The sequence below is a fragment of the Planococcus donghaensis genome (assembly GCF_001687665.2).
Taxonomy (GTDB): domain Bacteria; phylum Bacillota; class Bacilli; order Bacillales_A; family Planococcaceae; genus Planococcus; species Planococcus donghaensis.
In genome coordinates this window covers 1284938-1310078 of record NZ_CP016543.2, presented here as the reverse complement: position 1 = coordinate 1310078, position 25141 = coordinate 1284938, and the positions used below count along the sequence as shown (strand labels likewise).

22 protein-coding genes, 1 riboswitch and 1 other annotated feature (1 of these 24 only partly in view) are annotated in these 25141 nt (G+C 40.0%); of the genes, 1 reads left to right on the top strand and 21 read right to left on the bottom strand.

What is annotated here, in order from left to right:
- Positions 1–108 precede the first annotated feature (108 nt).
- The 16 genes from sdhB to zapA form a co-directional block, all read right to left on the bottom strand.
- Complete coding sequence (gene sdhB / locus BCM40_RS06550) at positions 109–879, bottom strand: succinate dehydrogenase iron-sulfur subunit (RefSeq protein ID WP_008431427.1); 771 nt, start codon at positions 877–879, stop codon at positions 109–111.
- A 22-nt stretch (positions 880–901) separates the two neighbouring features.
- Positions 902–2650 (bottom strand): succinate dehydrogenase flavoprotein subunit, encoded by a 1749-nt coding sequence (gene sdhA, locus BCM40_RS06545; RefSeq protein ID WP_065526639.1) that lies wholly within the window; start codon positions 2648–2650, stop codon positions 902–904.
- 45 nt (positions 2651–2695) lie between these two features.
- Positions 2696–3310 carry a succinate dehydrogenase cytochrome b558 subunit gene (locus tag BCM40_RS06540; protein ID WP_065526640.1) on the bottom strand — a complete coding sequence of 205 codons (615 nt, stop codon included), beginning with the start codon at positions 3308–3310 and terminating at the stop codon, positions 2696–2698.
- A gap of 354 nt (positions 3311–3664) precedes the next feature.
- A complete protein-coding gene (locus BCM40_RS06535; RefSeq protein WP_065526641.1) occupies positions 3665–4927 on the bottom strand; it encodes an aspartate kinase in 1263 nt (420 codons plus the stop codon).
- A 126-nt stretch (positions 4928–5053) separates the two neighbouring features.
- Positions 5054–5228, bottom strand: a riboswitch (Lysine riboswitch).
- Between the two features lie 36 nt (positions 5229–5264).
- A complete protein-coding gene (gene uvrC, locus BCM40_RS06530; RefSeq protein WP_065526642.1) occupies positions 5265–7061 on the bottom strand; it encodes an excinuclease ABC subunit UvrC in 1797 nt (598 codons plus the stop codon).
- Between the two features lie 51 nt (positions 7062–7112).
- Positions 7113–7427 (bottom strand): thioredoxin, encoded by a 315-nt coding sequence (trxA, locus tag BCM40_RS06525; protein ID WP_008431421.1) that lies wholly within the window; start codon positions 7425–7427, stop codon positions 7113–7115.
- A gap of 204 nt (positions 7428–7631) precedes the next feature.
- Positions 7632–8597 carry an electron transfer flavoprotein subunit alpha/FixB family protein gene (locus BCM40_RS06520; protein WP_065526643.1) on the bottom strand — a complete coding sequence of 322 codons (966 nt, stop codon included), beginning with the start codon at positions 8595–8597 and terminating at the stop codon, positions 7632–7634.
- Between the two features lie 120 nt (positions 8598–8717).
- Positions 8718–9491 (bottom strand): electron transfer flavoprotein subunit beta/FixA family protein, encoded by a 774-nt coding sequence (locus tag BCM40_RS06515; RefSeq protein ID WP_038703568.1) that lies wholly within the window; start codon positions 9489–9491, stop codon positions 8718–8720.
- Between the two features lie 20 nt (positions 9492–9511).
- Positions 9512–10285 carry an enoyl-CoA hydratase gene (locus BCM40_RS06510; RefSeq protein ID WP_065526644.1) on the bottom strand — a complete coding sequence of 258 codons (774 nt, stop codon included), beginning with the start codon at positions 10283–10285 and terminating at the stop codon, positions 9512–9514.
- 17 nt (positions 10286–10302) lie between these two features.
- Complete coding sequence (locus BCM40_RS06505; protein ID WP_065526645.1) at positions 10303–10887, bottom strand: fatty acid metabolism transcriptional regulator FadR; 585 nt, start codon at positions 10885–10887, stop codon at positions 10303–10305.
- 124 nt (positions 10888–11011) lie between these two features.
- Positions 11012–12703: an AMP-binding protein gene (locus tag BCM40_RS06500; protein ID WP_065526646.1), complete on the bottom strand. Its 1692-nt coding sequence runs from the start codon at positions 12701–12703 to the stop codon at positions 11012–11014.
- A 248-nt stretch (positions 12704–12951) separates the two neighbouring features.
- Positions 12952–13365 (bottom strand): DUF350 domain-containing protein, encoded by a 414-nt coding sequence (locus BCM40_RS06495; RefSeq protein ID WP_065526647.1) that lies wholly within the window; start codon positions 13363–13365, stop codon positions 12952–12954.
- Between the two features lie 23 nt (positions 13366–13388).
- Positions 13389–15749 (bottom strand): endonuclease MutS2, encoded by a 2361-nt coding sequence (locus tag BCM40_RS06490; RefSeq protein WP_065526648.1) that lies wholly within the window; start codon positions 15747–15749, stop codon positions 13389–13391.
- 56 nt (positions 15750–15805) lie between these two features.
- Entirely contained in the window at positions 15806–17515 is a 1710-nt protein-coding gene (gene polX / locus BCM40_RS06485; RefSeq protein ID WP_065526649.1) for a DNA polymerase/3'-5' exonuclease PolX, read from the bottom strand.
- A gap of 56 nt (positions 17516–17571) precedes the next feature.
- Entirely contained in the window at positions 17572–18108 is a 537-nt protein-coding gene (locus tag BCM40_RS06480) for a CvpA family protein (protein WP_065526650.1), read from the bottom strand.
- Between the two features lie 5 nt (positions 18109–18113).
- Positions 18114–18374 (bottom strand): cell division protein ZapA, encoded by a 261-nt coding sequence (zapA, locus tag BCM40_RS06475; RefSeq protein WP_008432279.1) that lies wholly within the window; start codon positions 18372–18374, stop codon positions 18114–18116.
- Positions 18375–18456: 82 nt separating this feature from the next.
- On the opposite strand from zapA, the gene rnhC reads away from it, so the two are divergent.
- Complete coding sequence (gene rnhC / locus BCM40_RS06470; protein ID WP_065526651.1) at positions 18457–19386, top strand: ribonuclease HIII; 930 nt, start codon at positions 18457–18459, stop codon at positions 19384–19386.
- Positions 19387–19533: 147 nt separating this feature from the next.
- On the opposite strand, the gene BCM40_RS06465 is transcribed toward rnhC, so the two are convergent.
- From BCM40_RS06465 to pheS, 5 genes are all read right to left on the bottom strand, one after another.
- Positions 19534–20493: a hypothetical protein gene (locus BCM40_RS06465; RefSeq protein WP_238323761.1), complete on the bottom strand. Its 960-nt coding sequence runs from the start codon at positions 20491–20493 to the stop codon at positions 19534–19536.
- Between the two features lie 12 nt (positions 20494–20505).
- Entirely contained in the window at positions 20506–20940 is a 435-nt protein-coding gene (locus tag BCM40_RS06460; protein ID WP_065526652.1) for a type II secretion system protein, read from the bottom strand.
- Positions 20941–21354: a type IV pilus modification PilV family protein gene (locus BCM40_RS06455; protein WP_065526653.1), complete on the bottom strand. Its 414-nt coding sequence runs from the start codon at positions 21352–21354 to the stop codon at positions 20941–20943.
- Between the two features lie 167 nt (positions 21355–21521).
- On the bottom strand, positions 21522–23921 hold the full coding sequence (gene pheT / locus BCM40_RS06450) for a phenylalanine--tRNA ligase subunit beta (protein ID WP_065526654.1): 2400 nt from the start codon (positions 23919–23921) through the stop codon (positions 21522–21524).
- Positions 23922–23935: 14 nt separating this feature from the next.
- A complete protein-coding gene (gene pheS, locus BCM40_RS06445; protein ID WP_008432271.1) occupies positions 23936–24973 on the bottom strand; it encodes a phenylalanine--tRNA ligase subunit alpha in 1038 nt (345 codons plus the stop codon).
- Positions 24974–25011: 38 nt separating this feature from the next.
- Positions 25012–25141 (bottom strand) — a binding site (T-box leader); it runs 98 nt beyond the window's last position.

The window sequence follows — 25141 nt, the reverse complement described above, 5'->3', positions numbered from 1 at the left end:
TAAATTAGTTATTTCATTTGAATAGTATATCAAAAACTTTTAAAAAGGACAGGCGTTTTCATTAGACAAAAAGAAAAAACCCCGCATGAGCGGGGTTTTAATCAGTTACTAGTCAACCATTCTGTCGCTTCCGAAGAAGTTACGGAACATTTGAACTGTTGTATCGCGGTTTAATGCTGCGATTGACGTTGTCAAAGGAATTCCTTTTGGACAAGATTCAACACAGTTTTGAGAGTTACCACAACTTGCTAATCCACCTTCACCCATGATCGCGTTCAAGCGAGCATCGCGGTTCATAGCACCGGTTGGGTGGGCGTTCATTAAGCGAACTTGTGAAAGTGGCGCAGCACCGATAAAGTCAGATTTATCGTTGACGTTCGGGCATGCTTCAAGACATACGCCACAAGTCATACATTTAGATAGCTCATATGCCCATTGGCGTTTACGCTCAGGCATACGTGGTCCTTCTCCAAGGTCATGCGTACCATCGATTGGCACCCAAGCTTTTACTTTCTTCAACGAATCGAACATACGGCTGCGGTCAATGACAAGGTCACGAACAACAGGGAATGTTTTCATCGGCTGCAAGCGAATTGGCTGTTCTAATTGATCAACTAAAGCCGTACACGATTGACGCGCTTTGCCGTTGATAACCATAGAGCATGCTCCACACACTTCCTCAAGACAGTTCATGTCCCAAGTTACAGGCGTGGTTTTTTTCCCGTCCATGTTGACAGGGTTACGACGGATTTCCATCAATGCCGAAATGACATTCATGTTCATCTTATATGGCAATTCGAACTTTTCCCAATACGAATTTTCATCCGTAGAGTTTCTGCGTTCGATTTCAAATATTACCGTTTTTGCTGCTTCACCCATGGTAAATTAGCTCCCTTCATAATTATGCTTTTGCTGAATAATCACGTTTACGTGGCGGAATTAACGACGTATCGACTTCTTCGTAATGGAAGATAGGTGCGTCATTGCCATTAAATTTAGCCATTGTCGTTTTCAAGAATTCCTCGTCGTTACGCTCCGGGAAGTCCGGTTTGTAATGAGCTCCACGGCTTTCGTTACGCTTAAGTGCACCGATAGTGATTGCTCGCGCTAAATGAAGCATATTGCGCAATTGACGTGTAAACATTGCGCCTTGGTTACTCCAAAGTTGCGTATCTGTAATGCTAATCTGATTGAAACGTTCAAGAAGTTCTTGGATTTTTTCATCCGTCTTCTGTAAACGATCGTTGTAACGTACCACTGTTACATTATCCGTCATCCATTCGCCAAGTTCTTTATGAAGAACATACGCGTTTTCTGTACCGTCTAATGCTAAAATTTCTTCCCATTTGCGTTTTTCTTCTGCTTCATGTTGTTCAAAAATTGTTGAAGGAAGATCTTCCGCTAGAACATCAAGGCCTTTAATATAATCAAGAGCGTTTGGTCCTGCGACCATACCGCCATAAATTGCTGAAAGCAATGAGTTTGCACCTAAACGGTTACCGCCATGCTGAGAATAATCACATTCCCCTGCTGCTAAAACACCAGGGATGCTTGTCATTTGATGATCATCAACCCACAGTCCACCCATTGAATAGTGAACAGCCGGGAAAATTTTCATTGGTACTTTGCGTGGGTCATCACCAGTGAATTTCTCATAGATCTCGATGATTCCACCAAGTTTAATATCAAGCTCTTTCGGATCTTTATGTGAAAGATCCAAATAAACCATGTTCTCGCCATTAATGCCGAGCTTTTGGTTAACGCAAACATCAAAAATTTCACGTGTTGCAATATCACGTGGAACTAAGTTACCGTAAGCAGGATATTTTTCTTCAAGGAAATACCAAGGTTTGCCGTCTTTATACGTCCAAATACGTCCACCTTCTCCACGAGCCGATTCTGACATTAAGCGCAGTTTATCGTCTCCTGGAATCGCTGTTGGGTGAATTTGGATAAATTCGCCGTTTGCGTAGTATGCACCTTGTTGATAAACGATAGAAGCCGCTGAACCTGTGTTAATAACAGAGTTTGTCGATTTCCCGAAAATAATTCCCGGACCACCAGTTGCCATAATAACAGCATCTGCGCGGAACGATTTAATTTCCATCGTCGTCATATTTTGAGCAGTGATTCCTTTACCTACGCCTTGCTCATCAAGAACAAGTCCAAGGAATTCCCAACCTTCATACTTCGTGATAAGTCCAGCTACTTCGTAGCGACGAACTTGCTCATCTAATGCATATAATAATTGCTGACCAGTAGTTGCACCAGCAAACGCAGTTCTATGGTACATTGTGCCACCAAAACGACGGAAATCCAAAAGACCTTCCGGCGTACGGTTGAACATAACGCCCATACGATCGAACATACGAATAATTCCAGGTGCCGCGTCTGCCATTGCTTTTACGGGACGTTGATTCGCTAAGAAGTCGCCTCCGTAGACAGTATCATCAAAGTGAATGTCCGGGGAATCCCCTTCACCTTTTGTATTGACCGCTCCGTTAATCCCGCCTTGTGCACATACTGAGTGGGACCGTTTAACGGGAACGATTGAAAATAAATCGGCGGGAGAGCCTGCTTCTGCAACTTTGATTGCTGCCATTAATCCAGCAAGGCCGCCTCCGACGATAGAAATTTTGCCCTTCGCCATGTTAGTATTCACTCCTCTTTTAGTTCACCAATGATTGAAACATTCTTAAACGAACGCAAACAATGCTCTGATACCAATAACCGATAACACAATAAATACTAGAAGCGTGAAATAAGTTGCATTTTTTTGTGCTGCTGCAGATTGCGTAATTCCCCAAGTAACAAGGAAAGACCAAAGTCCGTTTGATAAGTGGAAAGTTGCTGACAACACACCTACGATGTAGAATGCTAACATCCATGGATTGCTTAAGATGTTTTCCATCATGTTAAAATCTGCTTCAGCCGCATTTCCAATTGCCACTTGGAATCTTGTTTCAAAGACGTGCCAAGCGATAAAGACTACTAGGAAGACACCTGTATAACGTTGTGCAATAAATAACATATTGCGCATATAGCTATAATGTCCAGGGTTGTTCTTCGCAGTAAACGCTATGTATAGACCGTAAAACGCATGATACATGAGCGGCAAGTAAATGACAAAGATCTCCAAGAAAATAACGAATGGAAGATTTGCCATGAAATGAGATGCAGTATTGAATGCCTCTTCACCTTGTGTTGCAAAATGGTTGACGATTAAGTGCTGCGTTAAGAATAAACCAATAGGAATAATTCCCAACAATGAGTGCAGCCTGCGCATTAAAAATTCACGATTGTTATCCAAAATTTTACCCCCCTCAAAACTTTAATTGGTAGCGTTCAGAGCAGACGTTTATGGTGAAAGCACCTGAAGCCACGCACCATCATGATACAATAATATGACATATTTATTGTACTCCCCCCCTTTAGGAGCGTCAAGGCAACGAATCGCTTTTAATCAGATAGTTATTACGGCTTTTACCGGCATTACACAAGCGATTCCTTCTAAATCGTCTCGATATGTAAACGTTTTAATAGATTTCCGTTAAAAAGCGATTCTCTAATTGAGAATCGCTTTTTCCAACTAAACTGCTAGGTTCACTCATGCCGCTATTGTTAACAAATTACAATTGAGAATTTGAACATTTTGTGAATAATTTCACGAACTAGTATTTAAAGAAAACTTTTGTGTTGCTTCAATCAACTCTTCTTCAGACAAACCGTAAGCTTCGTGCAAAGCATTTGCTGATTTTGTCATATCAATTTCGGGTACTACGACAGAAATCTTTATCTCTGATGTGCTGACCATTTTAACTGGTATTTCTTTTGTTCTTAAAATATCAAACATACGTGCAGCAACCCCTGGGTTTGACACCATGCCTGATCCTACTATTGAAACTTTTGACAAACCAACTTCCACATTTAATGATAGGAACCCAATTTCTTCTTGTGCTTCAGTTAGAACACGGCGCGTTTCTTCGAGACTTTCTTGACTGATCGAAAAAGAAACCGAAGGCGGAAACTCGTCGCTAATACTTTGAACGATGATATCAACGTCAATTTGATTTTCTGCTAGCTTATTAAAAATATTAGCAAGCGAGCCATTAAACGGTTTTTTATAAGTGACAGTTACACGCGCGACTCCAGGTTCAAATGCCACGCCTCTAACGATTAAGTTTGTTTCCACAGTGATCACCTCTTGTATGATTGTGCCAGGCTCGTCTGAATAACTTGCTCTGACAGATAATGGTACATGATTGTTTTTTGCGAATTCGACTGCTCGCGGATGCAGTACACCCGCCCCAAGATTGGCCAGCTCTAACATTTCGTCATAAGAAATTTGCTGGAGTTTACGCGCACCCGTGACATATCTTGGATCAGATGTATAAACGCCATTAACGTCTGTATAAATTTCACATTTCTCTGCTTTTAAAGCAGCTGCAAGCGCTACTGCTGTCGTATCTGATCCACCTCTACCAAGTGTGGTAATATTGCCGATTTTGTCTACGCCTTGGAAACCAGCCACTACACAAAAATAGCCTTTATCCAATACACGTTCAAGGCGTTCTGTATGAATCTGTTCGATGCGTGCGTTGCGCGGAACCGATTCGGTTTCGATTCCAGCTTGCCAACCGGTAAATGATAAAGCTTCATGACCCAATTTTTTAAAAGCCATCGCCAATAAAGAAATCGTTACTTGCTCTCCTGTGGCTAATAACATATCCATCTCACGCTTTGGCGGATTTGATGAAATTTCCCCAGCTAACCCGAGTAATGTATCGGTTGTTTTGCCCATCGCCGAAACAACAATGACAACGCGTTTGCCTTTTTCTTTTTCACGAATTGCTCTTTTCGCCACACCAATAATTTTTTCCGGTGTCGCAACAGATGTTCCACCAAATTTCATAACAATTGTTTCCATTCTATCCACTCCCACATTTAGTATGTGGCCCTCAAAATGACTAGTGATTTTTCAACTAGACACGAAAAAAGGCAGCCCACCGCATACGCGGCAAACTACCTCTTTTATCATGTACGAAAAACGTCCATGTGAGATAGCCCTCCAGAGATTGACTCTGACAGCCCTGCACTTCTTAAATGCAGAACCAGCATGCGCAATAGCAGTAAAACGCACACTTCGGCGATCGCCCCTTTCACCATCCATCTCAGATTCTGCAAATCTCCGAATGCTTACTATTGACGTCCGCGCCTCTATCATCACTTTTCCAAGTGATTTAATTATTCACTACAATACCACGTTATGATTCACTTGGCAATGTATCTTCTGTGAAATGCTTTTCGATGGACTGTGCCAAAGCTTCCGGCATTCCCGCTTCTTTAATTTCCTCTACAGATGCTTCTTTAATTTTTTTGACAGATCCAAAATGCTTTAGCAATTGCTGTTTCCGTTTCGGCCCTACGCCTTGCAGACCGTCTAGTGCGGATTGTATTGAATTCTTACCACGCAATTGACGATGAAACGTAATAACAAATCGGTGAACTTCGTCTTGTATTCGTTGCAACAAATAAAAAGCTTCACTCGTTCGTTTAAGCGGTACAATTTCAGCTGGTGAACCGTATAATAATTGTGAAGTTTGGTGCTTGGTGTCTTTTGCAAGTCCCGCAATAGGAATCGACAAACCAAGTTCATCTTCTAAAATTTCACGCGCCGACTCCATTTGTCCTTTCCCACCATCGATAACGATCAAATCTGGTAAAGGTAAACCATCTTTTAAAACACGTGAATAGCGTCGACGAATCACTTCACGCATTGCTGCATAATCATCCGGTTTTGATGCGTTTCGTGTTTTGTATTTACGGTAGTCTTTTTTAGATGGTTTCCCGTCAATAAACGTAATCATTGCGGAAACAGCATCTGCACCTTGAATGTGCGAGTTATCAAAAGCTTCAATACGTAATGGCGTTTCGATATTCATTGCTTCTCCTAAATCTACACATGCACCAATTGTCCGTTCTTCTTGGCGCTCTAACAACTGGAACTTCTCTTTGATTGCTACTTCTGCATTTTTTTTCGCTAATGCCACTAATTCTTTTTTCTTACCACGCTGCGGCACAAGTACGCGAACACCAAGCCATTCTTTCAACATGTCCGGATCATCCGCTTCTGGAATTAAGATTTCACTTGGCTTTACGTGATTGGCTTTTTCGTAAAATTGACCAAGAAAAGTCAAAAACTCTTCTTCGGGATCTCTATAAAGCGGAAATAGTGAGACATCTCGTTCGATCAATTTCCCTTGCCGCACAAAAAAGACTTGTACACACATCCAGCCTTTATCAACAGCATATGCAAATACATCGCGATTGGTAAAATCGTTCATCGCCATTTTTTGCTTTTCCATAACGGTTTCAATCATATTGATTTGATCACGGTATTCTTTCGCACGTTCAAATTCCAGGTTTTCTGCTGCTTCAGACATTTTTTCGACCAATTGCTCTTTTACTTCACGGAATCCACCATTCAAGAATTTTGTAATTCCATCGATCAATTCTTGGTAAGTCTCTTTTTCAATCGGTTTTACACAAGGTGCTAAACACTGGCCCAAATGGTAATACAAGCATACGCGGTCTGGCATTGTATGGCATTTGCGCAATGGATATAAACGGTCTAATAACTTTTTAGTTTCTGCCGCTGCATAAGCATTGGGGTAAGGACCAAAGTATTTGCCTTTGTCTTTTTTCACTTGTCTTGTTGTAATCAGTTTTGGATGACGTTCTCCCGTAATTTTTAAATACGGATAGCTTTTATCATCTTTTAACATAATATTGTATTTCGGATCGTATTTCTTGATCAAATTCAATTCTAGAATCAACGCCTCTTTATCAGAAGACGTAATAATGTATTCAAAATCTACAATTTCGTTAACCAAGCGCTGCGTTTTCGTATCGTGACTGCCCGTAAAATATGAGCGAACACGATTTTTCAAAACCTTAGCTTTCCCGACGTATATGACTGTATCTTGTCGATCTTTCATCAAGTAACAGCCGGGCTGGTCAGGCAATATTGCCAATTTATGTCGAATCAATTCGTTTGCCATGTTTATCACCCTATTAAAAAACCGGGCACCATCACTGGACCCGGTTAAGAATTATGCGTGTTTTTCAACCAATTCAGCTAATGCTTCTTTTGGTCGGAAACCAACTACTTTATCAACTGTTTCTCCGTCTTTCATCAATAGTAAAGTTGGAATTGACATAATGCCATAGTTTCCAGCTGTTTCTTGGTTTTGATCGACATCAACTTTTACGATTTTAACTTTATCGCTCATTTCAGCATCTAATTCTTCTAGCACCGGAGCGATCATTTTACATGGTCCGCACCAAGTTGCCCAAAAATCTACTAAAACGAGTCCTTCTGATACTTCTTGTGAAAAGTTCTGATCTGTACCGTGTACAATTGCCATGAATAATTCCTCCTTATGATTAACCAAACTATATACAGAGTATAGCATGTGCCAAAAACACTAGCTATTTTTTTGCCTACTCTTTTAATACCCTTAAATTGTTCTATTAAACGAAGGCTTCTTCGCTTTTACAGATCTTGAAAACTGCCAAACAAAAACAGGCGGAAAAAGTTAAAAAACTTTTTCCGCCTGTTTAACTTCAGATTACATTACTTTTTTAAACTCTTCTGTCAGCATCGGGATAACGTCGAACAAGTCACCAACGATTCCGTAGTCTGCTACTTTAAAGATGTTTGCTTCCGGGTCTTTGTTGATGGCTACAATAACTTTCGAGTTGGACATACCTGCCATATGCTGAATTGCTCCTGAAATACCAGCTGCAATATACAAATCAGGCGTTACGACTTTGCCTGTTTGCCCAATTTGAAGTGAGTAATCGCAATAATCCGCATCACAAGCTCCACGAGATGCACCAACAGCACCACCAAGAAGATTGGCTAACTCTTGTAAAGGTTCAAATCCTTCCGTACTCTTGACACCACGCCCTCCAGCTACAATAACTTTCGCTTCCGAAAGATCGACACCTTCAGTTGATTTGCGGACAACGTTCTTAATAATTGTGCGCAAGTTTGTGATATCAACAGAAAGAGAACTTACATCCCCTGAACGCTCTTGTCTTTCAAGTGGTGCGATGTTGTTCGCACGTACTGTGATAAAGTCAATACCGTCTTTAAGTTTTACTTTTTCAAATGCTTTACCAGAGAAGATTGGGCGAATAAATACAGCATCGTCGCCTTCGCCTTCAATGTCCGTTACGTCCGAAATTAATCCAGCTTGTAACTTAGAAGCAATTTTTGGTGCCAAGTCTTTACCAACAGCTGTATGACCAAAAACAAGTCCTTCTGGTTTTTCTTGTTCAACAACTGCCATAAATGCTTGACCATACCCATCAGATGTATATGATTTCAAATGTGGATGTTCAACCGTAACCACGCGATCAGCACCATATGCAATTAACTCTGCACCGAATTCTTCAACAGCATCGCCGATTAAAACACCTACAACTTCACCGCCGCCAGAAATTTTCTTAGCAGCCGCAATTGCTTCAAATGAAACATTACGTAAAGCGCCTTCGCGCGTTTCGCCTAAAACTAATACTTTCTTCGCCATAGTCCGTTTACCCCCTAAGTAGATGTGAAAACTGTTCCCGATTTTACGAGATCGAAATTCATAGCAACTATGAATTTCTATTTAGAATTTATAATGAATCTTTAAGAGTTTTGAAATTTATTAAATAACTTTCGCTTCGTTACGTAGCAAGCCAACTAGTTCAGTTACTTGGTTAGAAAGATCGCCTTCAAGAATACGGCCAGCCGCTTTTTTCGGTGGCAGATAGATTTCGATTGTTTCTGTTTTCGCTTCTACATCGTCTTCTTCGATATCTAAATCATCCAATTCCAATTCTTCAAGCGGTTTTTTCTTCGCTTTCATGATTCCTGGAAGTGATGGGTAACGTGGTTCATTTAAGCCTTGTTGAGCTGTTACTAAAAGTGGCAATGAAGTTTCTAATTCTTCTGAATCGCCTTCGATGTCACGAACGATTGATACTTTTTCGCCGTCAATGCTTAAGCTAGTAATTGTCGTCACATAGTTGATGCCAAGTAAATCAGCAACACGTGGTCCAACTTGACCAGATCCACCATCGATTGCTACGTTTCCTGCTAAAATCAAATCTGCTTCTTTGTCTTTTAAATACTCAGCCAGTATGTATGCAGAAGTAAATTGATCCATTTCTTCAACATCGTCTTCAGTATTGATTAATACGGCTTTGTCAGCACCCATTGCTAGTGCTGTGCGAAGCTGTTTCTCTGCTTCATCGTTACCGATTGTGATTACTGTTACTTCGCCGCCGTGTGCATCGCGGACAGTGATTGCTTCTTCAATTGCGTACTCATCGTAAGGATTAATGATGAATTCCGCACCGTCTTCCTGGATTTTTCCACCTGAAACAACGATTTTTTCTTCTGTGTCAAACGTACGTTTTACTAATACATAAATGTTCATGAACGTAAACCTCCCAAGTATTATTTCCCTTTAAATTGTGCTTCACGTTTTTCCAGAAACGCCTGGATTCCTTCTTTTGCATCTTCTGAAACAAATACTGTTCCAAAAGACTGCGCTTCTGCATCTACACCCTCATAATAAGATGCAGGTTTTGTGTACTGCAACATTTGAATTGCCGCTTTCACTGAAACAGGACTTTTCTTCGCAATTTTACGCGCGATTGTAAGCGTTTCCGAAAGCAAGTCTTCTTCTGCGTAAGCACGGTTAGCCAAGCCATAGTGCGCGGCTTCTGTTCCTGAGATTGGATCACTCGTCAACAACATCTCAGCTGCTTTTGCTGCCCCTACATATCTTGGCAAGCGCTGTGTTCCAGCAAACCCGGGAATCAACCCTAGTTGAAGCTCCGGTAATCCTAGTTTAGCATTATCAGTGACAAATCGCATGTGACAACTCATCGCTAATTCCAATCCACCGCCTAAAGCGGCTCCATGAATTGCCGCTATGACGGGCTTATGGAAAGTTTCAACTCGCTCAAAAACTTCCTGACCACTCGCTGATAATTTCGAAAATTCTTCTCCTGAAGATACTTGTGTAAATTCCTTGATGTCTGCTCCTGCAGAAAAGAATCGTCCTTCTCCGTGCAAGACAACAACGCGGACTTCATCATCGTTCTCTACTTGGTTCAATAATTCATCAACTTCCAAAATAAGTGAACGCGATAGCGCATTTGCCGGTGGACGATTAATTGTTGCCACCGCTACACCATCTTCTTTTTTCCAGCTAATAAATTCCATCTAATGAGCCCCTTTCTTTAAGCTTGCATGCCCTTCAGCAACAAACGTTGAACTTTTGGTGCGAGGTCAACTAAATCGTATTTATGTTCATTCATGACCCAAGTAGTTATGGTCTCATCCATTGTACCAAAAACCATCTGTCTAGCTAAACGAATATCCATATTTTTATCAAGTTCTCCGTTATTCATACCTTGAACCAAAATTTTATCCATTAGCTTTAAGTACTCTCGCAATACGTTGTTAATCTTTGTACGTAACTCATGATTTGACTGGCGCAACTCTAATTGTGTAACAATTGCTAAGTGAATATCACTTGCCAACAGATCAAAATGACTTTCGATCATTAAACCTAACTTAGTTGAAGCATTCAAATCACGTGCGATAATTTGCTCGAGCTTATCGACGAAAACGCCCATCTTTTCTTGAAATACAGAAATTAAAATGTCTTCCTTGTTTTCAAAATACAAATAAATTGTTCCGTCGGCAACTCCTGCTTGTTTAGCTATTTTCGAAACTTGCGATTGATGATAGCCATTTTCAGCAATGACAATAACTGCCGCATCTATAATTTGCTTATATTTCGGCTTATTTCTTTTCTCCATTAATGTCACCACCCAAAAAAATATGAAAATATGAATGGCTATTCATTCATATTTTCATATTATAATTTATTTTATAAAGTGTCAAGTTTTATCCGCTTATACACGATGTACCGTTACAGATACTTTATGACGGTACTGCTTCGTTTTGTTTTGCAACTTCTTCGTCTACTAACGAACGGCGCAGAATTTTACCAATTGCTGTTTTCGGTAATTCTTTGCGGAATTCGTATATGCGTGGCACTTTAAATGACGCTAGCTGCTCGCGGCAATACGCATTAAGTTCTTCTTCTGTTACAGTATACCCTTCTTTTAACACAATGTATGCTTTTACTGTTTCACCACGATACGGATCTGGTATTCCGGCTACTACGCATTCTTGCACCGCTTCGTGTTCATAGAGGACTTCTTCAATTTCTCGTGGGTATATATTAAAACCACCTGCGATGATCATGTCTTTTTTACGATCGACGATAAAGAAATGTCCTTCGTCATCCATATATCCAAGATCTCCAGTGAGTAACCATCCGTCCACAATGGTAGCAGCTGTTTCTTCTGGCTTGTTCCAATATCCTTTCATCACTTGTGGCCCTTTAATCGCAATTTCACCGATTTCACCATTTGGAACTGGAGTTGTCGTACCTGTTTGGAAGATCTTACTATCTGTATCCGGATAAGGTAACCCAACCGACCCTTTTGTCCGCTCTCCCCACACCAAGTTGGAATGCGAAACTGGAGAAGTTTCTGTTAACCCATAACCTTCAACCAATTTACCACCTGTTAATGCTTCAAATTTTTCTTGTACTTCTGCCGGTAATGGCGCTGAACCACTCAAACAAGCTTCTATTGATGATAAATCGTATTTCGCAATATCTGGATGATTCATTAACCCAATATACAATGTTGGGGCACCTGGGAACAATGTAGGTTTTTGCTTATTAATCGTTTTTAAAGCTGTTTCTGGATCGAATTTTGGTAAGAGAACCATTTTATTTCCTAGCATAACGGAAAGAATTAAGACAGTCGTTAAACCATATACATGGAATAACGGGATAATTCCCATAATGGTTTCTTCGCCCTTCTTGCACTTATACAACCAGCTATCACACATTGTTGCATTAGAAATCAAGTTTTTGTGCGTTAACATAACACCTTTTGGCGAACCGGTCGTTCCTCCTGTATATTGCAACAAAGCTAAATCTTCTTCAAAATCAAAAGGTGTCTCGACTACAGTAGGTTGAGCTGTTTTCATAATCTCAGTGAACAAATGATTTATGCCTCTATGTTCAACTTTGACTGTCATGCCGTATTGTTTTTTCTGGATAAACGGATAAACGAGATTTTTCGGGAAAGTTAAGTAATCTTTAATCCCTGTTATAATCACATTTTCCAATTGCGTTTCTTTTAATGCTTTTGAAATTCTTGGGAACAAAATATCTAAACTAATAATCGCTTTTGCTCCAGCATCATTCATTTGATAGACGATTTCGCGCTCAGTGTAAAGCGGGTTCGTCATTACGACAATACCACCGGCATACAAAATACCATAAAAGCTTATCACTGCTTGTGGGCAGTTTGGCAACATAATCGAAACACGGTCTCCTTTTTTTATGCCGAGCTTTTGTAGATAGTTGGCGAATTTCATAGATGACTGATAGAGTTCTTCGTATGAAAGTTCTTTCCCCATAAAGTGAACCGCTACTTTTTGAGGGTATTTTTTGTAAGCTTGTGTCAAATATTCTTGCACAGGCATACTTGGATAGGTGAGCGTATGGGGCACTTCTGGTGGATAATGCGCGAGCCAAGGCTTTTCAGTCATTCTTTTGACCTCCTAATTTTTGATAGAATCGTGCGAATATTCCTATTTTTCATTATAGAGAATTATGATACCGCTTACAACAATATTTCTTTAAGCTAGTAAAAATACTTTTCGTTGCATATAAAAAAAGCCAGCTAAACAGCTGGCTTTAATCATTATAAAAGAAACAAGAAAATAACCCCTACAATCATAAAGATTGCACAAAAAACAAATAATATTTTAATGAGATTTTCCACAACGTCCAACTCCTATTGAATACTAGCGCCTATCACAAACGACAAACCGACAGAAATAGTTAGCGATATAAATCCAACTGAGCGATTATCTTGCTCAATTTCATCATCTACTTTAAACTTTGGTGTCAAAAACTCAAACAAAATATAAGCAAAGATCAGCAATGTAAAACCGTATAATCCCCATGCGACCATTTCAAACAAAGAATTATGTTGCTCAATTGAAAAACGAAAAATATTAGTGACTCCAAATATCTTTCCGCCTGTAGCCATTGCTACTGCTAAATTACCTTTTTTAATTTGTTCCCAGTTATTGTATTTTGTGACCATTTCAAAAATAACCATAGCTACGATTAAACATAATACGACGACACTAAAATAGCCGGCCGATTCCACTAAAGGGTGTGTCCAAAATCCTGTTTCTGTCATTTCTTATGCTCCTCTTCGGAAACTTACTTTAACTCAGCGACAGTAACACCAGAGCCGCCTTCTCCTGCTTCACCAAAACGATAGCTTTTCACGCGCGGATGCTTTTTCAAATACTGTTGAACACCTTGACGCAAAGCTCCTGTTCCTTTTCCGTGAATAATCGATACTTGGTGGTAGTTTGATAGTAACGCATTGTCTAAGTATTTTTCAACACGTGCCAATGCATCTTCGTATCGTTCACCACGCAAATCCAATTCCATTTTCACATGGCTATCACGGTCTTTAAGTGTGGCCATCGTTCGCGTTTCTTTTTGCTTTTCAGGTTTTGTAAATGACAAATCAGATTCAGGTAGTTTCATCTTCAAAATACCAATTTGAACAATCCATTCAGTTTTCGATACTTTTTCGACCAAAGTGCCTTTTTGTCCAAAAGAAATAACTTTGACTTCATCATTTGGCTGTAAAGGCTTTGCCGCATTATCTTTAGCTGCCTTTTTTAAAATACGATTTTGAGGCATCGCGTCTTCTAATCGTTTTTTCGCGTTGATCAATTCATGCTCTTTAACTGATGAGCCTTGATTGAGTTGCATTTTACGTAATTCCGATATGACGGATTCCGCTTCAGCTCTAGCCTCGTCCACGATTTTCCGTGCTTTTTCTTTGGCTTTTTCTTCTCGTTGTTCTTTTTGTTTTTCGTATTCTTCAAGCTGCTGAGCCAATTCTTTTTTCACTTGTTGAGATTCTAACAACACTTCTTGTGTACGTTCTGCATCTTGTTCTGCTTCACGGCGACTCTTCTCTAGAGAGGCAATCATCGTATCAACTGCTTTGCTATCGGTTCCTGTAAAGCTTTTTGCGTGGCTAATAATATGTTCTGGCAATCCAAGCCGTTTTGAAATTTCGAATGCATTGCTTCGACCCGGTACACCGATTAATAACCGGTAAGTCGGACTTAATGTTTCCACGTCAAATTCGACACTCGCATTAGCAACACCCGGACGGTTAAAGCCATATGCTTTTAGTTCAGGATAATGCGTGGTTGCGATCACACGCGCTCCTCTACCGTGAACTTCATCTAATAACGAAATGGCGAGTGCCGCTCCTTCTTGAGGATCTGTCCCTGCTCCCAGTTCATCAAAAATCACTAACGAATTTTCATCAAACTTCGTTAAAATATCAACAATATTGACCATATGAGATGAAAAAGTACTTAAACTTTGCTCGATTGACTGCTCGTCACCAATATCTGCAAAAATTTGATCAAATACTGCAAGTTCTGAACCGTCTAGTGCCGGCACTGGTAAACCCGATTGCGCCATTAACGTTGCAAGGCCCACAGTTTTCAACGTTACCGTCTTACCACCTGTGTTTGGTCCAGTAATGACAATCGCTGTGATGTCTCGACCAAATTCAATATCGTTCGGCACAACTTCATCTTTCGGAATCATCGGATGGCGCGCTTTTTTCAAGTTTATATAGCCTTCAGTATTCATTGTAGGCTTGGTACCTTTATGCGCAGAACCGTATTTTGCTTTCGCCAAGATCAAGTCAATTTCTCCGAGCACATCTACTAATACAAATAGCTCGTGAGCAACTTCTTGCACTTGTGCTGACAGCATCATTAAAATACGATCGATTTCTTCTTTTTCTTTCATTTTCAAACGACGTACTTCGTTATTAGCTTGTACGACGGAGTCGGGTTCGATAAACAATGTTTGACCAGATGAAGATTGGTCATGAACAATGCCACCGTAGTGACTACGGTATTCTTGTTTGACCGGAATTACAAATCGATCATTCCGTATGGTTACAATTGAGTCCGATAGCATTTTCGATGCGTTTTTCCCACGCACTAAACTTTCCAAACGTTCACGCACACGGCTTTCTTGCGTTCGTAATTGTTGGCGAATCGAACGCAACTCGGTACTGGCACTGTCTAAAACACCACCATTGTCATCGATACATACATTAATCGCGTGTTCAAGTGCCGTTAAAATGGGCATTGATTCTTTTTTCTCTAAGAAATGAGGAATTTGTACAACGCCTTCTTCTTGAATCGTTTCAAAAAACTGACGCAAAATACGGCTTGCACGAACAGTCGATGAAACTTCCATTAATTCCATCGGGCTTAGGCTACCCCCAATTTGCGCTCTTCTCGCTTGAAGGCGAATATCAAAAATACCGCCCATTGGGACATTGTTTTTCACTCGCAACACTTGTGCGCCTTCGTCCATCTGCTCTAACAGTCGATTGACTTCATTGATATCCGTAGACGGTAGTAAATTGTCTACATGTGCTTTTCCGAGTGACGAAGTACAGTAACGAGCCACTTCGTCTCGAATTTTATAAAACTCAAGTGTTCTTAATGCGCGTTCAGCGATCATTTAAGAACCTCCTAACTTTGTATATGTGATAAATCTTATCTTGGGTAACTGATTTGTTATTTCGACTTATTGATAAATGCTTTGAATTTTTCCAGTGACCATGTGTTGACTACAGTGTCTTTTTTCAACCACGCTTTTTGAGCATGGTTAACCCCTGTCTCCATCACTTCTAATCCTTCAATTGCGTGAGCATCTGTATTAATAGCGACTGGCACCCCTTTTTCTTGCGCCATCACTAAATACGGAACCGCCAAATCTAAACGATACGGGCTGGCATTTAACTCAACAATTTTGCCGTATTCTTTTGCCCAATCCAAAATCTGCTCAACGTCTGGATTATACCCTTCACGCTGTCCTACTATTCTCCCTGTCGGATGCGCAATCATGTGCACATTTGGGTTTTTCATCGCCGTTAAAATGCGATCCATAATTTGTTCTTGTGGTTGTTGGAAACTCGAGTGAATACTAGCAATGACAAAGTCCAATTTTTGAAGCATCTCATCATCAAAATCTAAAGTTGCATCCGGTAAAATATCCATTTCTGTCCCTGAGAACACTTCAATTTCTGAGTATTTCTTGTTTAATTCACGAATTTGGCCATTTTGGTCAGTTAACCGTTCTGGTGTTAACCCGTTAGCCACTTTCAAGTATTGTGAATGGTCGGTAATGACCATGTATTGGTACGATTTTGCTACACACGCATCGATCATTTCGGTTAATGAATTGGCCCCGTCTGACCACGTTGTGTGCATATGCAAATCACTTACAATATCTTCAATCGTCACCAATTCGGGCAATTCTTCTAATCGGTCGAGTTCTCGTCCATCTTCACGAACTGATGGCGGAATAAAAGGCAAACCAAAATGAGCGAAAAACTCGGTTTCAGTCGAAAACGTCTGGATGCTGCCGTCTTCTTGCTCGACACCGTATTCACTAATTTTTTTGTTTTGCGATTTGGCTAATTGACGCATTTTTACGTTATGATCTTTTGATCCGGTAAAATGATGCAGCGCAGTTACAAATTCTTCTGGGGCTACCAATCGGAAATCAACATCAATTGGTTCTAAAACTTCTACAGTGACAGACACTTTTGTGTCTCCAGACGCAATGGTTTCTTGAATTGGCAAGGCTGCCAGCAATTGTTCTTTAACTTTTGCCGGTTCACCCGTAGCAATAATAAAATCGATATCTTTACTCGTTTCTTTTGTTCGACGGAAACTGCCAGCAACTGAAAACTCCGTGACTTCTGCAATCGAAGTTAAGACGTCTTTGATAAACGCCACAGTTTCTTCTGTTTTCCAAATAGGTTGGCGATCAGGTTTTGTTTCAAATTCATTTAGCTCTTTTAAAATTTTTTCTTCTGATTTTGGACCGAACCCTGGCAACTTTTGAATTTCTTCATTTACACAAGCTGCTTTTAACGCTTCCATCGAGTCGATGCCTAGTTCTTTGTATAACTTGGCAATTTTCTTTCCGCCTAAGCCTTGAAGCTTCATCATGGGAACGAGCCCTTTTGGCACTTCTTCTTGAAGCTCTTCTAAAACAGTGGATTTATTGTCGTTGATCAGTTCAAGAATCACATCACCTGTACCTTTGCCGATGCCTTTTAGTTTTGTCACATCTTCAATTTCATCTAAGCTTCGCTGATCTAACTCTAGTGCCTGTGCAGCTTTTCGAAAAGCCGACACTTTAAACGGGTTTTCCCCTTTAAGTTCCATATATAACGCAATTTTTTCAAGTGTTCTGATGATGATTTTCTTATTCACCAAAAGCCCTCCCCGTTTCGATTAAAAAAACTTCCCTCGTAAGAGAGAAGTTCCTACTACATATAAATATACCACCATTCTTTTACTTTCTCCGAGAAATAAGGTGTATGCTCAAGCATCGCTTGGGCAATTCCGGAATTCTCTAATTGGTTTTGCACTGCATCCATTGGAAGCAACGCAAATACATAAACGAAAATAAATAATAGTATGTATGCTTCGATAAACCCTAATGCTGCACCAAGTATTTTGCTGAAAAAGCCAAGTACCGGTAAATACTTTAAAAAATCAAACATGGATGCAAGCAATTGCAACGCAAACTTAACCACAAAGAAAATAACCGCGAATGCTAATAGTTGATAAAATGTTTGGTCTAAGTCCAATTGATCGACTACTAGCGTAAACTGGGAATTTTCATTGATAGCTGGATATGGAATCCATAGAACAAAGTATTCAGATAAAGGTTTATAGTATTTATAAGCCACGACTAAAGCAATTACAAAGCCAACCATATGAATCAACTGGACAACAAAACCTCTTTTTGCGCCCACGATGATGCCACCGATCAGTAAGACGAGTAAAAGTATATTAAGCATTCACGTCAACCTTTCAGTTTTTTCAATTCATTTTCTAATTGTTCTACTTGCTCTTTCAGTTTAAGATAGTCATGTACCGCATTTGATGCCGTCAAGACAGCAAGCTTCGCTTGATCTAGTGATGGATTCAAAGCATTAATCTCGCGCATTTTGCTATCGACCATCGATGCTACAAGACGCATATGACCAGAAGTTTCGGTTCCAACCATTTTATAGGTGTTGCCATAGATGTCAACGACCGTGTGAATTTTATGTTGCTCTGACAATGCAATATCCCCCTTTGGAATTCTATAATCCATCATACCATGAACACAAGCCGATTGTGAATCAAAGAAAGGTGACTCGTCCATGTCTAACACAGTTCTGAAACTATCCGAGGAACGTCTTCTCCAAGTGATTGACCATTACCAAAAAAACAAAGTGGCATCCAAAAATCCATATGCGCGTTTCAGCGCAAAATTACCAGACACTGTGGTGACCGTATATACATCTGGAAAAGTCATGTTTCAAGGAAACGGTGCAGACCGTGAAGCCGCAAAATGGGGAACTGTTCCTGCTTCAACGAAAATTGTTTCCACAAAAGGCGATAAACTACCTGAAGGTTTTGCCAAACAGTCTGTTCTTGGATCTGACGAAACCGGTACGGGTGATTTTTTCGGCCCCATCACAGTCGCAGCTTGCTTTGTCCCCGCTGATAAAGTCGAACTCGCTTACGAACTTGGTGTAAAAGATTCTAAACAATTAACGGATGACTGGATGCGCAAAGTTGCACCAGACTTAAAAAGAGCTTTTGCTCATAGTGTGCTTACGTTAAAAAACGACAAATACAACAAAGTTCAAGCACAAGGTTGGTCGCAAGGAAAGATTAAAGCACTTCTTCACAACCAAGCACTCAAGCACGTACTTGCTAAAATCGCACCCGAGAAACCAGATGCGATTTTGATCGATCAATTTGCTGAACGAGCGATTTACTATAAGCACATTAAAGACGAAACGGAAATTGTTCGTGAAAATGTCTTATTCTCTACAAAAGCAGAAGGACTACACGTATCCGTTGCTTGTGCATCGATTATTGCCCGTGTTGCGTTTCTCGATGAAATGGACCGGATGAGTGCAGAAGCTGGCGTCACATTGCCAAAAGGTGCTGGAAAGATTGTAGATGAAGCGGCTGCGAAGATTTTATTAAAGCATGGAGAAGATTATTTGAAAGGGTTAACAAAATTTCATTTTGCGAATACGAAAAAAGCGATTGTGTTAGCTGAAAAACGAAGAAAATAAAGAGTTACAAATAGAAAAAGCTCTCTTGGACATTAAACCAAATGCGCCAGCTTCAATCTTACGAGCTGGTATTTGGTTTGGGCAAGAGAACTTTTCTGTTTTCTATAATATAAAATTACTGCACATATTCCTACGTAGAACGAGTCATCAGTCTACAAAATAATCTACTTCAGTTTCACCATTAAAATCCCATATTGGCGTTAGTACTCCCGTATTCGGGCTAGATAAAGTACAATCTCCTCCACTATAGGAATACTTGCTTCCTGAAGGAACTTTAGCAAATTTTTTCGTTACTTTTACTCCGTTTACATACTCGTTACCTGTGACGAATAATCTGTTATTGCTAGATGTATAAGTATAAGAATTAAAGTAAATATCTCCATATACAAAAATATAAACCTTATTACCACTACTAATTCCTTCAGTTACAACTAAGTCACCTCTAACTACTAAACAACCGTGATTATGAAAATATATATCTTTGTCTACATACAAATTCCTTTGAATTAATATGTCATTACCACCACCAGAATTTCCAGTTTCCCCTCGTACTTCCCCCTTTACTTGAAGACTTTTTTCAGTTTGTCGATATACGCCATTCATAAATATCCCACTTGAATTTAGTACTTTTAAAGTATCATCATAATCAATAGGTTTTGGTATTTCTCCCGAATTTAAGGTACTGCCTCGCATATTTTTCACATATAGTTTCGCCTTGATTTTATCTTCTCGATCCAAGTAAGTTCCTTTACTCAGTACAGAAATTGAAAAATCTCCATTTGTTATACTACATTGCACATTTGCTGTATTTACTACATAACCAGATTTGCCATCATCTGATGTTCCTGATACTGCTTTTGTTAAATCCGCGCATGAAAGATTTACTTTTCGAGGGTTTAATTTTATTGTTTCACTAAGCTCCGCTTTAAAATGCAAAACGCCCATTTCCGCTTGGTGTCTTGCGCCAACTTGCTTTTCTTTTGTACTAAATTGTTTTGCTGCATTCATATTCATGGTGAATAAGCCCATCCCCATAATTGTAAAAAGAACAACGAGAAGCATAACAAATAATAAAGCATAACCTTTCTCATTACGAATTGACTTCAATTAGCCCACCTCCTATTTCAATTTACTAAACGAAGTTTGCACTTCAAAACACTGATTGTTTGAGCAAGTTTTCAAATAAAATGGTGAAACTTTAGTTCTATCAAAAACGACAACAGCTGGCCCCGTTCCTGTTCCCATACTATATTGATAGCCTGTCGATATAATATTTTCATTTGATCCATCAATTCTAGAAATTAACAATTTACTTCCATCAACTCTAACTTTAAATTGTCGCTCGACCGCACTATCCTTTTCGTTCTTCAAATAACTCGCTCGTATTTGTTCAACGATTAAATTAGATTCTTGCTGAAGTTGCTGTCGACTCGCAGTGCGTTCAGATGAATTCGCCCCAGTTGAAAAAACAGACATTATAACAACCATAATGATACTTGTTATTACTAAGACACCTAGAAGTTCTACTAATGTAATTCCATTTTCGTTTCTCATCTAGTTCACCTCATAAAACATTTCGGTTGTAAATGCAGAGTTAGGCTTACTGGCATTATTCTTTGCCAATACCACTATTCTCACTTTTTGTAATTTTGATTTAACAACACCTTGTGTTTTTTCTATTGTAATTGTGTATTCTGGATGCAAAGTTGTAGAAGTAACTTTTGTAGCGTTGCCAGTAAATTTTTGCGGAGAAACCGTTAACTCAGTCAAAGATTTAACCCCTCTTACTTTAGAAACCACTTCTTCTCCAACTTGAACCGCCGTTAAAGTTTCATGATTGCTTGCAGTAAACTTTGCGGATTGAGTGAAAAAAGTCATGACGCTAACAAGGACAATTCCTAAAATCACCACTGCAGCTAGTATTTCTACTAAAGATATCCCTCTTTCGTTTTTTATTAGCCTCTTCATAAGAGTACCCCCGTAATTCGTATTAGATAAATACTACCACATTTTTCGCATCTTGAAGCAATAAAGTCCTATAAAAAGTAAATTTATTATACCATCATGCTTAAAATACTAAAAAAAGGATGAATCCAATTGGATTCATCCTTTTTTATATAATACTCAAACTTACTTTAACTTCTTAGTTCTGCTCCAACTTCTGTTAAAGCGGCTAATACTTTTTCATGTGCTTTTGTTACTTCTTCGTCCGTCAATGTTTTTTCAGGATCAAAGTACGTTAACGAGAAGGCTACTGACTTTTTGCCTTCTTCCATTTTGTCACCTTCGTAAAGGTCAAATACGCGAACATCTTTTAATAGTTTACCGCCTGCGCTGCGGATAACATTTTCGATCGTTGCAGCTTCTACAAATTTAGAAAGAACTAATGCAACGTCGCGTGACATAGACGGATAACGTGGAACTTGTGTGTAAACTAACGCTTCTGTCTCAAGATTCAACAAAGCTGCTAAGTTTAATTCCATTACTACTGTCGTTTTCAAGTCACGCGCTTTTTGTTCAGACGGGTGCAATTGACCGATGACGCCAATACGTTGGCCATTCAATACAACAAACGCAGTTCTGCCTGGGTGCAAGTCGTCCATTTGACCGCGTTCGAATGTTAGCTCAACGCCAAGTTTCGCACTAAGAGCTTCTACAATGCCTTTCAGCACGAAAAAGTCGACTGGTTTTTTCTCGCCTTGCCAGCTATTGTCGAGCCACAGTCCAGTGATTGCCACTGCTAAATGTTCTTGTTCGTTTAATAGTTCGTCGTTGCCTTTTAAGAATACCGCTCCCGTTTCATATAACGCTACCGAATCCATTCTTCTAGCCGTATTATACGTAACTGATTCCAATAAATGCGGCAATAAGCTTTGACGCAAAATGCTACGCTCTTCACTCATTGGCATCAATAAACGTGTCGTTTCTGTTTTTTCCAACGCAAATTGTTTTGCCGACTTTTCAGACGTTAACGAATACGTCGTTGCTTGCAACAACCCTGCGCCTTCTAAAAAGTTACGAACAATGCGGCGTTTTGCTTGATAAGGTGTCAAGCCACCAGGAGTTGTTTCCGCTTCTGGTAATGTGGCAGGAATTTCGTCATAGCCGTGCAAACGCGCAATTTCTTCAATGACGTCTTCAGGAATTTGAATATCTTGACGACGCGTTGGTACAGAAATGACCAATTGACCGTTGACGGCTTCTGTCGTGAATTTCAAACGGTTTAAAATGTCTAACATTTCTTCAAAGGCAATTTTCATACCTAGACGGCTATTAATAAAGTCTGGAGATACTTTAACGATTTTTTCTTCTTTTGACACTTTATCGAATACAACAGAACCAGACAATACTTCGCCACCAGCTAGTTCAGACAATAACTGTGCTGCACGTTCAGCTGCTGGAATGACACGATTTGGATCTACACCTTTTTCAAAACGTGAACTTGCATCGCTACGAAGACCGTGATCTTTTGAAGTTTGACGAACAGATCCCGACTCAAAATAAGCAGACTCGATTACAACAGTTGTTGTCTCATCACTTACTTCTGAGTTTGCCCCGCCCATAACGCCAGCAATCGCAACTGGTTTTTCACCATTTGTAATAACTAATTGATGAGCAGATAATTTACGCTCCGCGTCGTCTAAAGTTGTAATCATTTCGCCTTCTTTAGCGTGACGAACCGTAATATTGCCTGTGCCCAACAAATCATAGTCAAATGCGTGAAGAGGCTGACCATATTCCATTAATACGTAGTTTGTAACGTCGACTACATTATTATGCGGACGAACCCCTGCAGCCATTAAACGTTGTTGCAGCCACATTGGCGATTCTTGTACTTTAATATTACGGACCACTTTAGCAACATACAACGGATTGGCTTCAGGCGCATCAACCGTTAATGTCAACATAGAAGCCGCTGTGTCTGTCGCTTCTTTGTAGCTGATTTCCGGTAATTTAACGTCTTCAGATAAAATGGCACCCACTTCATAAGCAACACCTAACATGCTCATCGCATCTGCACGGTTTGGTGTTAACCCAAGTTCCAGAACCGTATCGTCTAAATTGAAGTTTGCAATAACGTCTGAACCTGTTTCTGCATCTTTTGGTAATACGTAAATACCTTCAGCGTAAGCTTTTGGTACTAGTTTGCCTTCGATGCCTAGTTCTTGAAGCGAGCAAATCATGCCATTTGATTCTTCTCCGCGAAGTTTCGCTTTTTTAATTTTTATGCCACCTGGAAGTTTCGCTCCAGGACGTGCCACAATGACTTTTTGGCCTTCTGCAATATTGGGAGCGCCACAAATAATTTGCGTTGTTTCTTCTCCAACATCTACTTGGCAAATTGATAATTTATCAGCTTCAGGGTGTTTAACACAAGATTCAACATAACCCACAACGACATTTGTCATGCCGTGTGAACGATCAATCACTGCATCTACTTCGATACCTGAACGTGTGATTTTTTCACCTAATTCAGCAGGTGGTAATTGTTGTGTGTTTACGTAGTCTTTCAACCAATTTATGGATACGAGCATGTTTTATTTCCTCCTTAAAGTTCTGTACGTTGGAATTGAGATAAAAAGCGAACATCGTTTGTGTAGAAATGACGGATATCTTCGACGCCATATTTTAACATTGCAATACGTTCTGGACCCATACCAAAAGCAAATCCAGTTAAACGTTTCGAGTCATATCCGGCCATTTCAAGAACATTTGGATGTACCATTCCAGCGCCCAGAATTTCAATCCAGCCTGTTTTTTTGCAGACGTTGCAACCACTGCCGCCACACTTAAAGCATGAAATGTCCATTTCAACAGAAGGCTCAGTGAATGGGAAGAAACTTGGACGAAGACGAATTTCACGATCATCGCCGAACATTTTCTTAGCAAACACAGAAAGTGTTCCTTTCAAGTCGCTCATGCGGATATCTTCTCCAATCACCAATCCTTCGATTTGTGTGAATTGGTGTGAGTGCGTCGCGTCATCGCTATCGCGGCGGTATACTTTACCCGGACAAATAATTTTAATCGGCTCTCCGCCTTTTGCTTCCATTGTCCGTGCTTGTACAGGAGAAGTATGCGTACGCAGTAAAACATCTTCTGTTATATAGAAGGAATCTTGCATATCACGAGCCGGGTGACCTTTCGGTAAGTTTAGCGCTTCAAAGTTATAATAATCTTTTTCAACTTCTGGACCTTCTGCCACTTCGTAACCCATTGAAATGAATAAATCTTCAATTTCCTCGACAACACGCGTTAACGGATGTGCGTTCCCTGTTTTCACAGGACGTCCTGGCAATGTGATATCAATTGTTTCACTTTGCAATTTCGCATTGATTGCTTCTTCTTCTAAAAGAACCATGCGAGCTTCTAGTTGCGTTGTTACTTCTTCACGTACTACATTGACTAAAGCACCCATTTTCGGACGTTCTTCAGCTGGAAGTTTTCCCATGCCTTTCAATAAATCCGTAATCGGTCCTTTTTTCCCTAAATACGCCACACGAACATCATTAAGTTCTTTAACCGTTGATGCTTCGGCAATTTTTTCAAGCGCTTGTGTTTTCAATTCCTGCAATTGTGCTTCCATTTTTTCTCCTCCTTAGACAGTAAAAAGCCCCATCCCAGAAAAGGGACGAGGCATTATTCGCGGTACCACCCTAGTTATTGCAAAATAGCAATCACTCATTTACATAACGGCTCTTCACCGGCCCATCTTTACAGTATCACTACTGGTCCCGTTGGGCAGCTCGCGGGG

Coding starts and splice junctions, on each gene's coding strand:
- sdhB (WP_008431427.1), bottom strand. CDS start 879: ATGGGTGAAGCAGCAAAAACGGTAATATTTGAAATCGAACGCAGAAAC.
- sdhA (WP_065526639.1), bottom strand. CDS start 2,650: ATGGCGAAGGGCAAAATTTCTATCGTCGGAGGCGGCCTTGCTGGATTA.
- BCM40_RS06535 (WP_065526641.1), bottom strand. CDS start 4,927: ATGGAAACAATTGTTATGAAATTTGGTGGAACATCTGTTGCGACACCG.
- uvrC (WP_065526642.1), bottom strand. CDS start 7,061: ATGGCAAACGAATTGATTCGACATAAATTGGCAATATTGCCTGACCAG.
- trxA (WP_008431421.1), bottom strand. CDS start 7,427: ATGGCAATTGTACACGGTACAGATCAGAACTTTTCACAAGAAGTATCA.
- BCM40_RS06520 (WP_065526643.1), bottom strand. CDS start 8,597: ATGGCGAAGAAAGTATTAGTTTTAGGCGAAACGCGCGAAGGCGCTTTA.
- BCM40_RS06515 (WP_038703568.1), bottom strand. CDS start 9,491: ATGAACATTTATGTATTAGTAAAACGTACGTTTGACACAGAAGAAAAA.
- BCM40_RS06510 (WP_065526644.1), bottom strand. CDS start 10,285: ATGGAATTTATTAGCTGGAAAAAAGAAGATGGTGTAGCGGTGGCAACA.
- BCM40_RS06505 (WP_065526645.1), bottom strand. CDS start 10,887: ATGGAGAAAAGAAATAAGCCGAAATATAAGCAAATTATAGATGCGGCA.
- BCM40_RS06500 (WP_065526646.1), bottom strand. CDS start 12,703: ATGACTGAAAAGCCTTGGCTCGCGCATTATCCACCAGAAGTGCCCCAT.
- BCM40_RS06495 (WP_065526647.1), bottom strand. CDS start 13,365: ATGACAGAAACAGGATTTTGGACACACCCTTTAGTGGAATCGGCCGGC.
- BCM40_RS06490 (WP_065526648.1), bottom strand. CDS start 15,749: ATGATCGCTGAACGCGCATTAAGAACACTTGAGTTTTATAAAATTCGA.
- BCM40_RS06480 (WP_065526650.1), bottom strand. CDS start 18,108: ATGCTTAATATACTTTTACTCGTCTTACTGATCGGTGGCATCATCGTG.
- rnhC (WP_065526651.1), top strand. CDS start 18,457: ATGTCTAACACAGTTCTGAAACTATCCGAGGAACGTCTTCTCCAAGTG.
- BCM40_RS06460 (WP_065526652.1), bottom strand. CDS start 20,940: ATGAGAAACGAAAATGGAATTACATTAGTAGAACTTCTAGGTGTCTTA.
- BCM40_RS06455 (WP_065526653.1), bottom strand. CDS start 21,354: ATGAAGAGGCTAATAAAAAACGAAAGAGGGATATCTTTAGTAGAAATA.
- pheT (WP_065526654.1), bottom strand. CDS start 23,921: ATGCTCGTATCCATAAATTGGTTGAAAGACTACGTAAACACACAACAA.
- pheS (WP_008432271.1), bottom strand. CDS start 24,973: ATGGAAGCACAATTGCAGGAATTGAAAACACAAGCGCTTGAAAAAATT.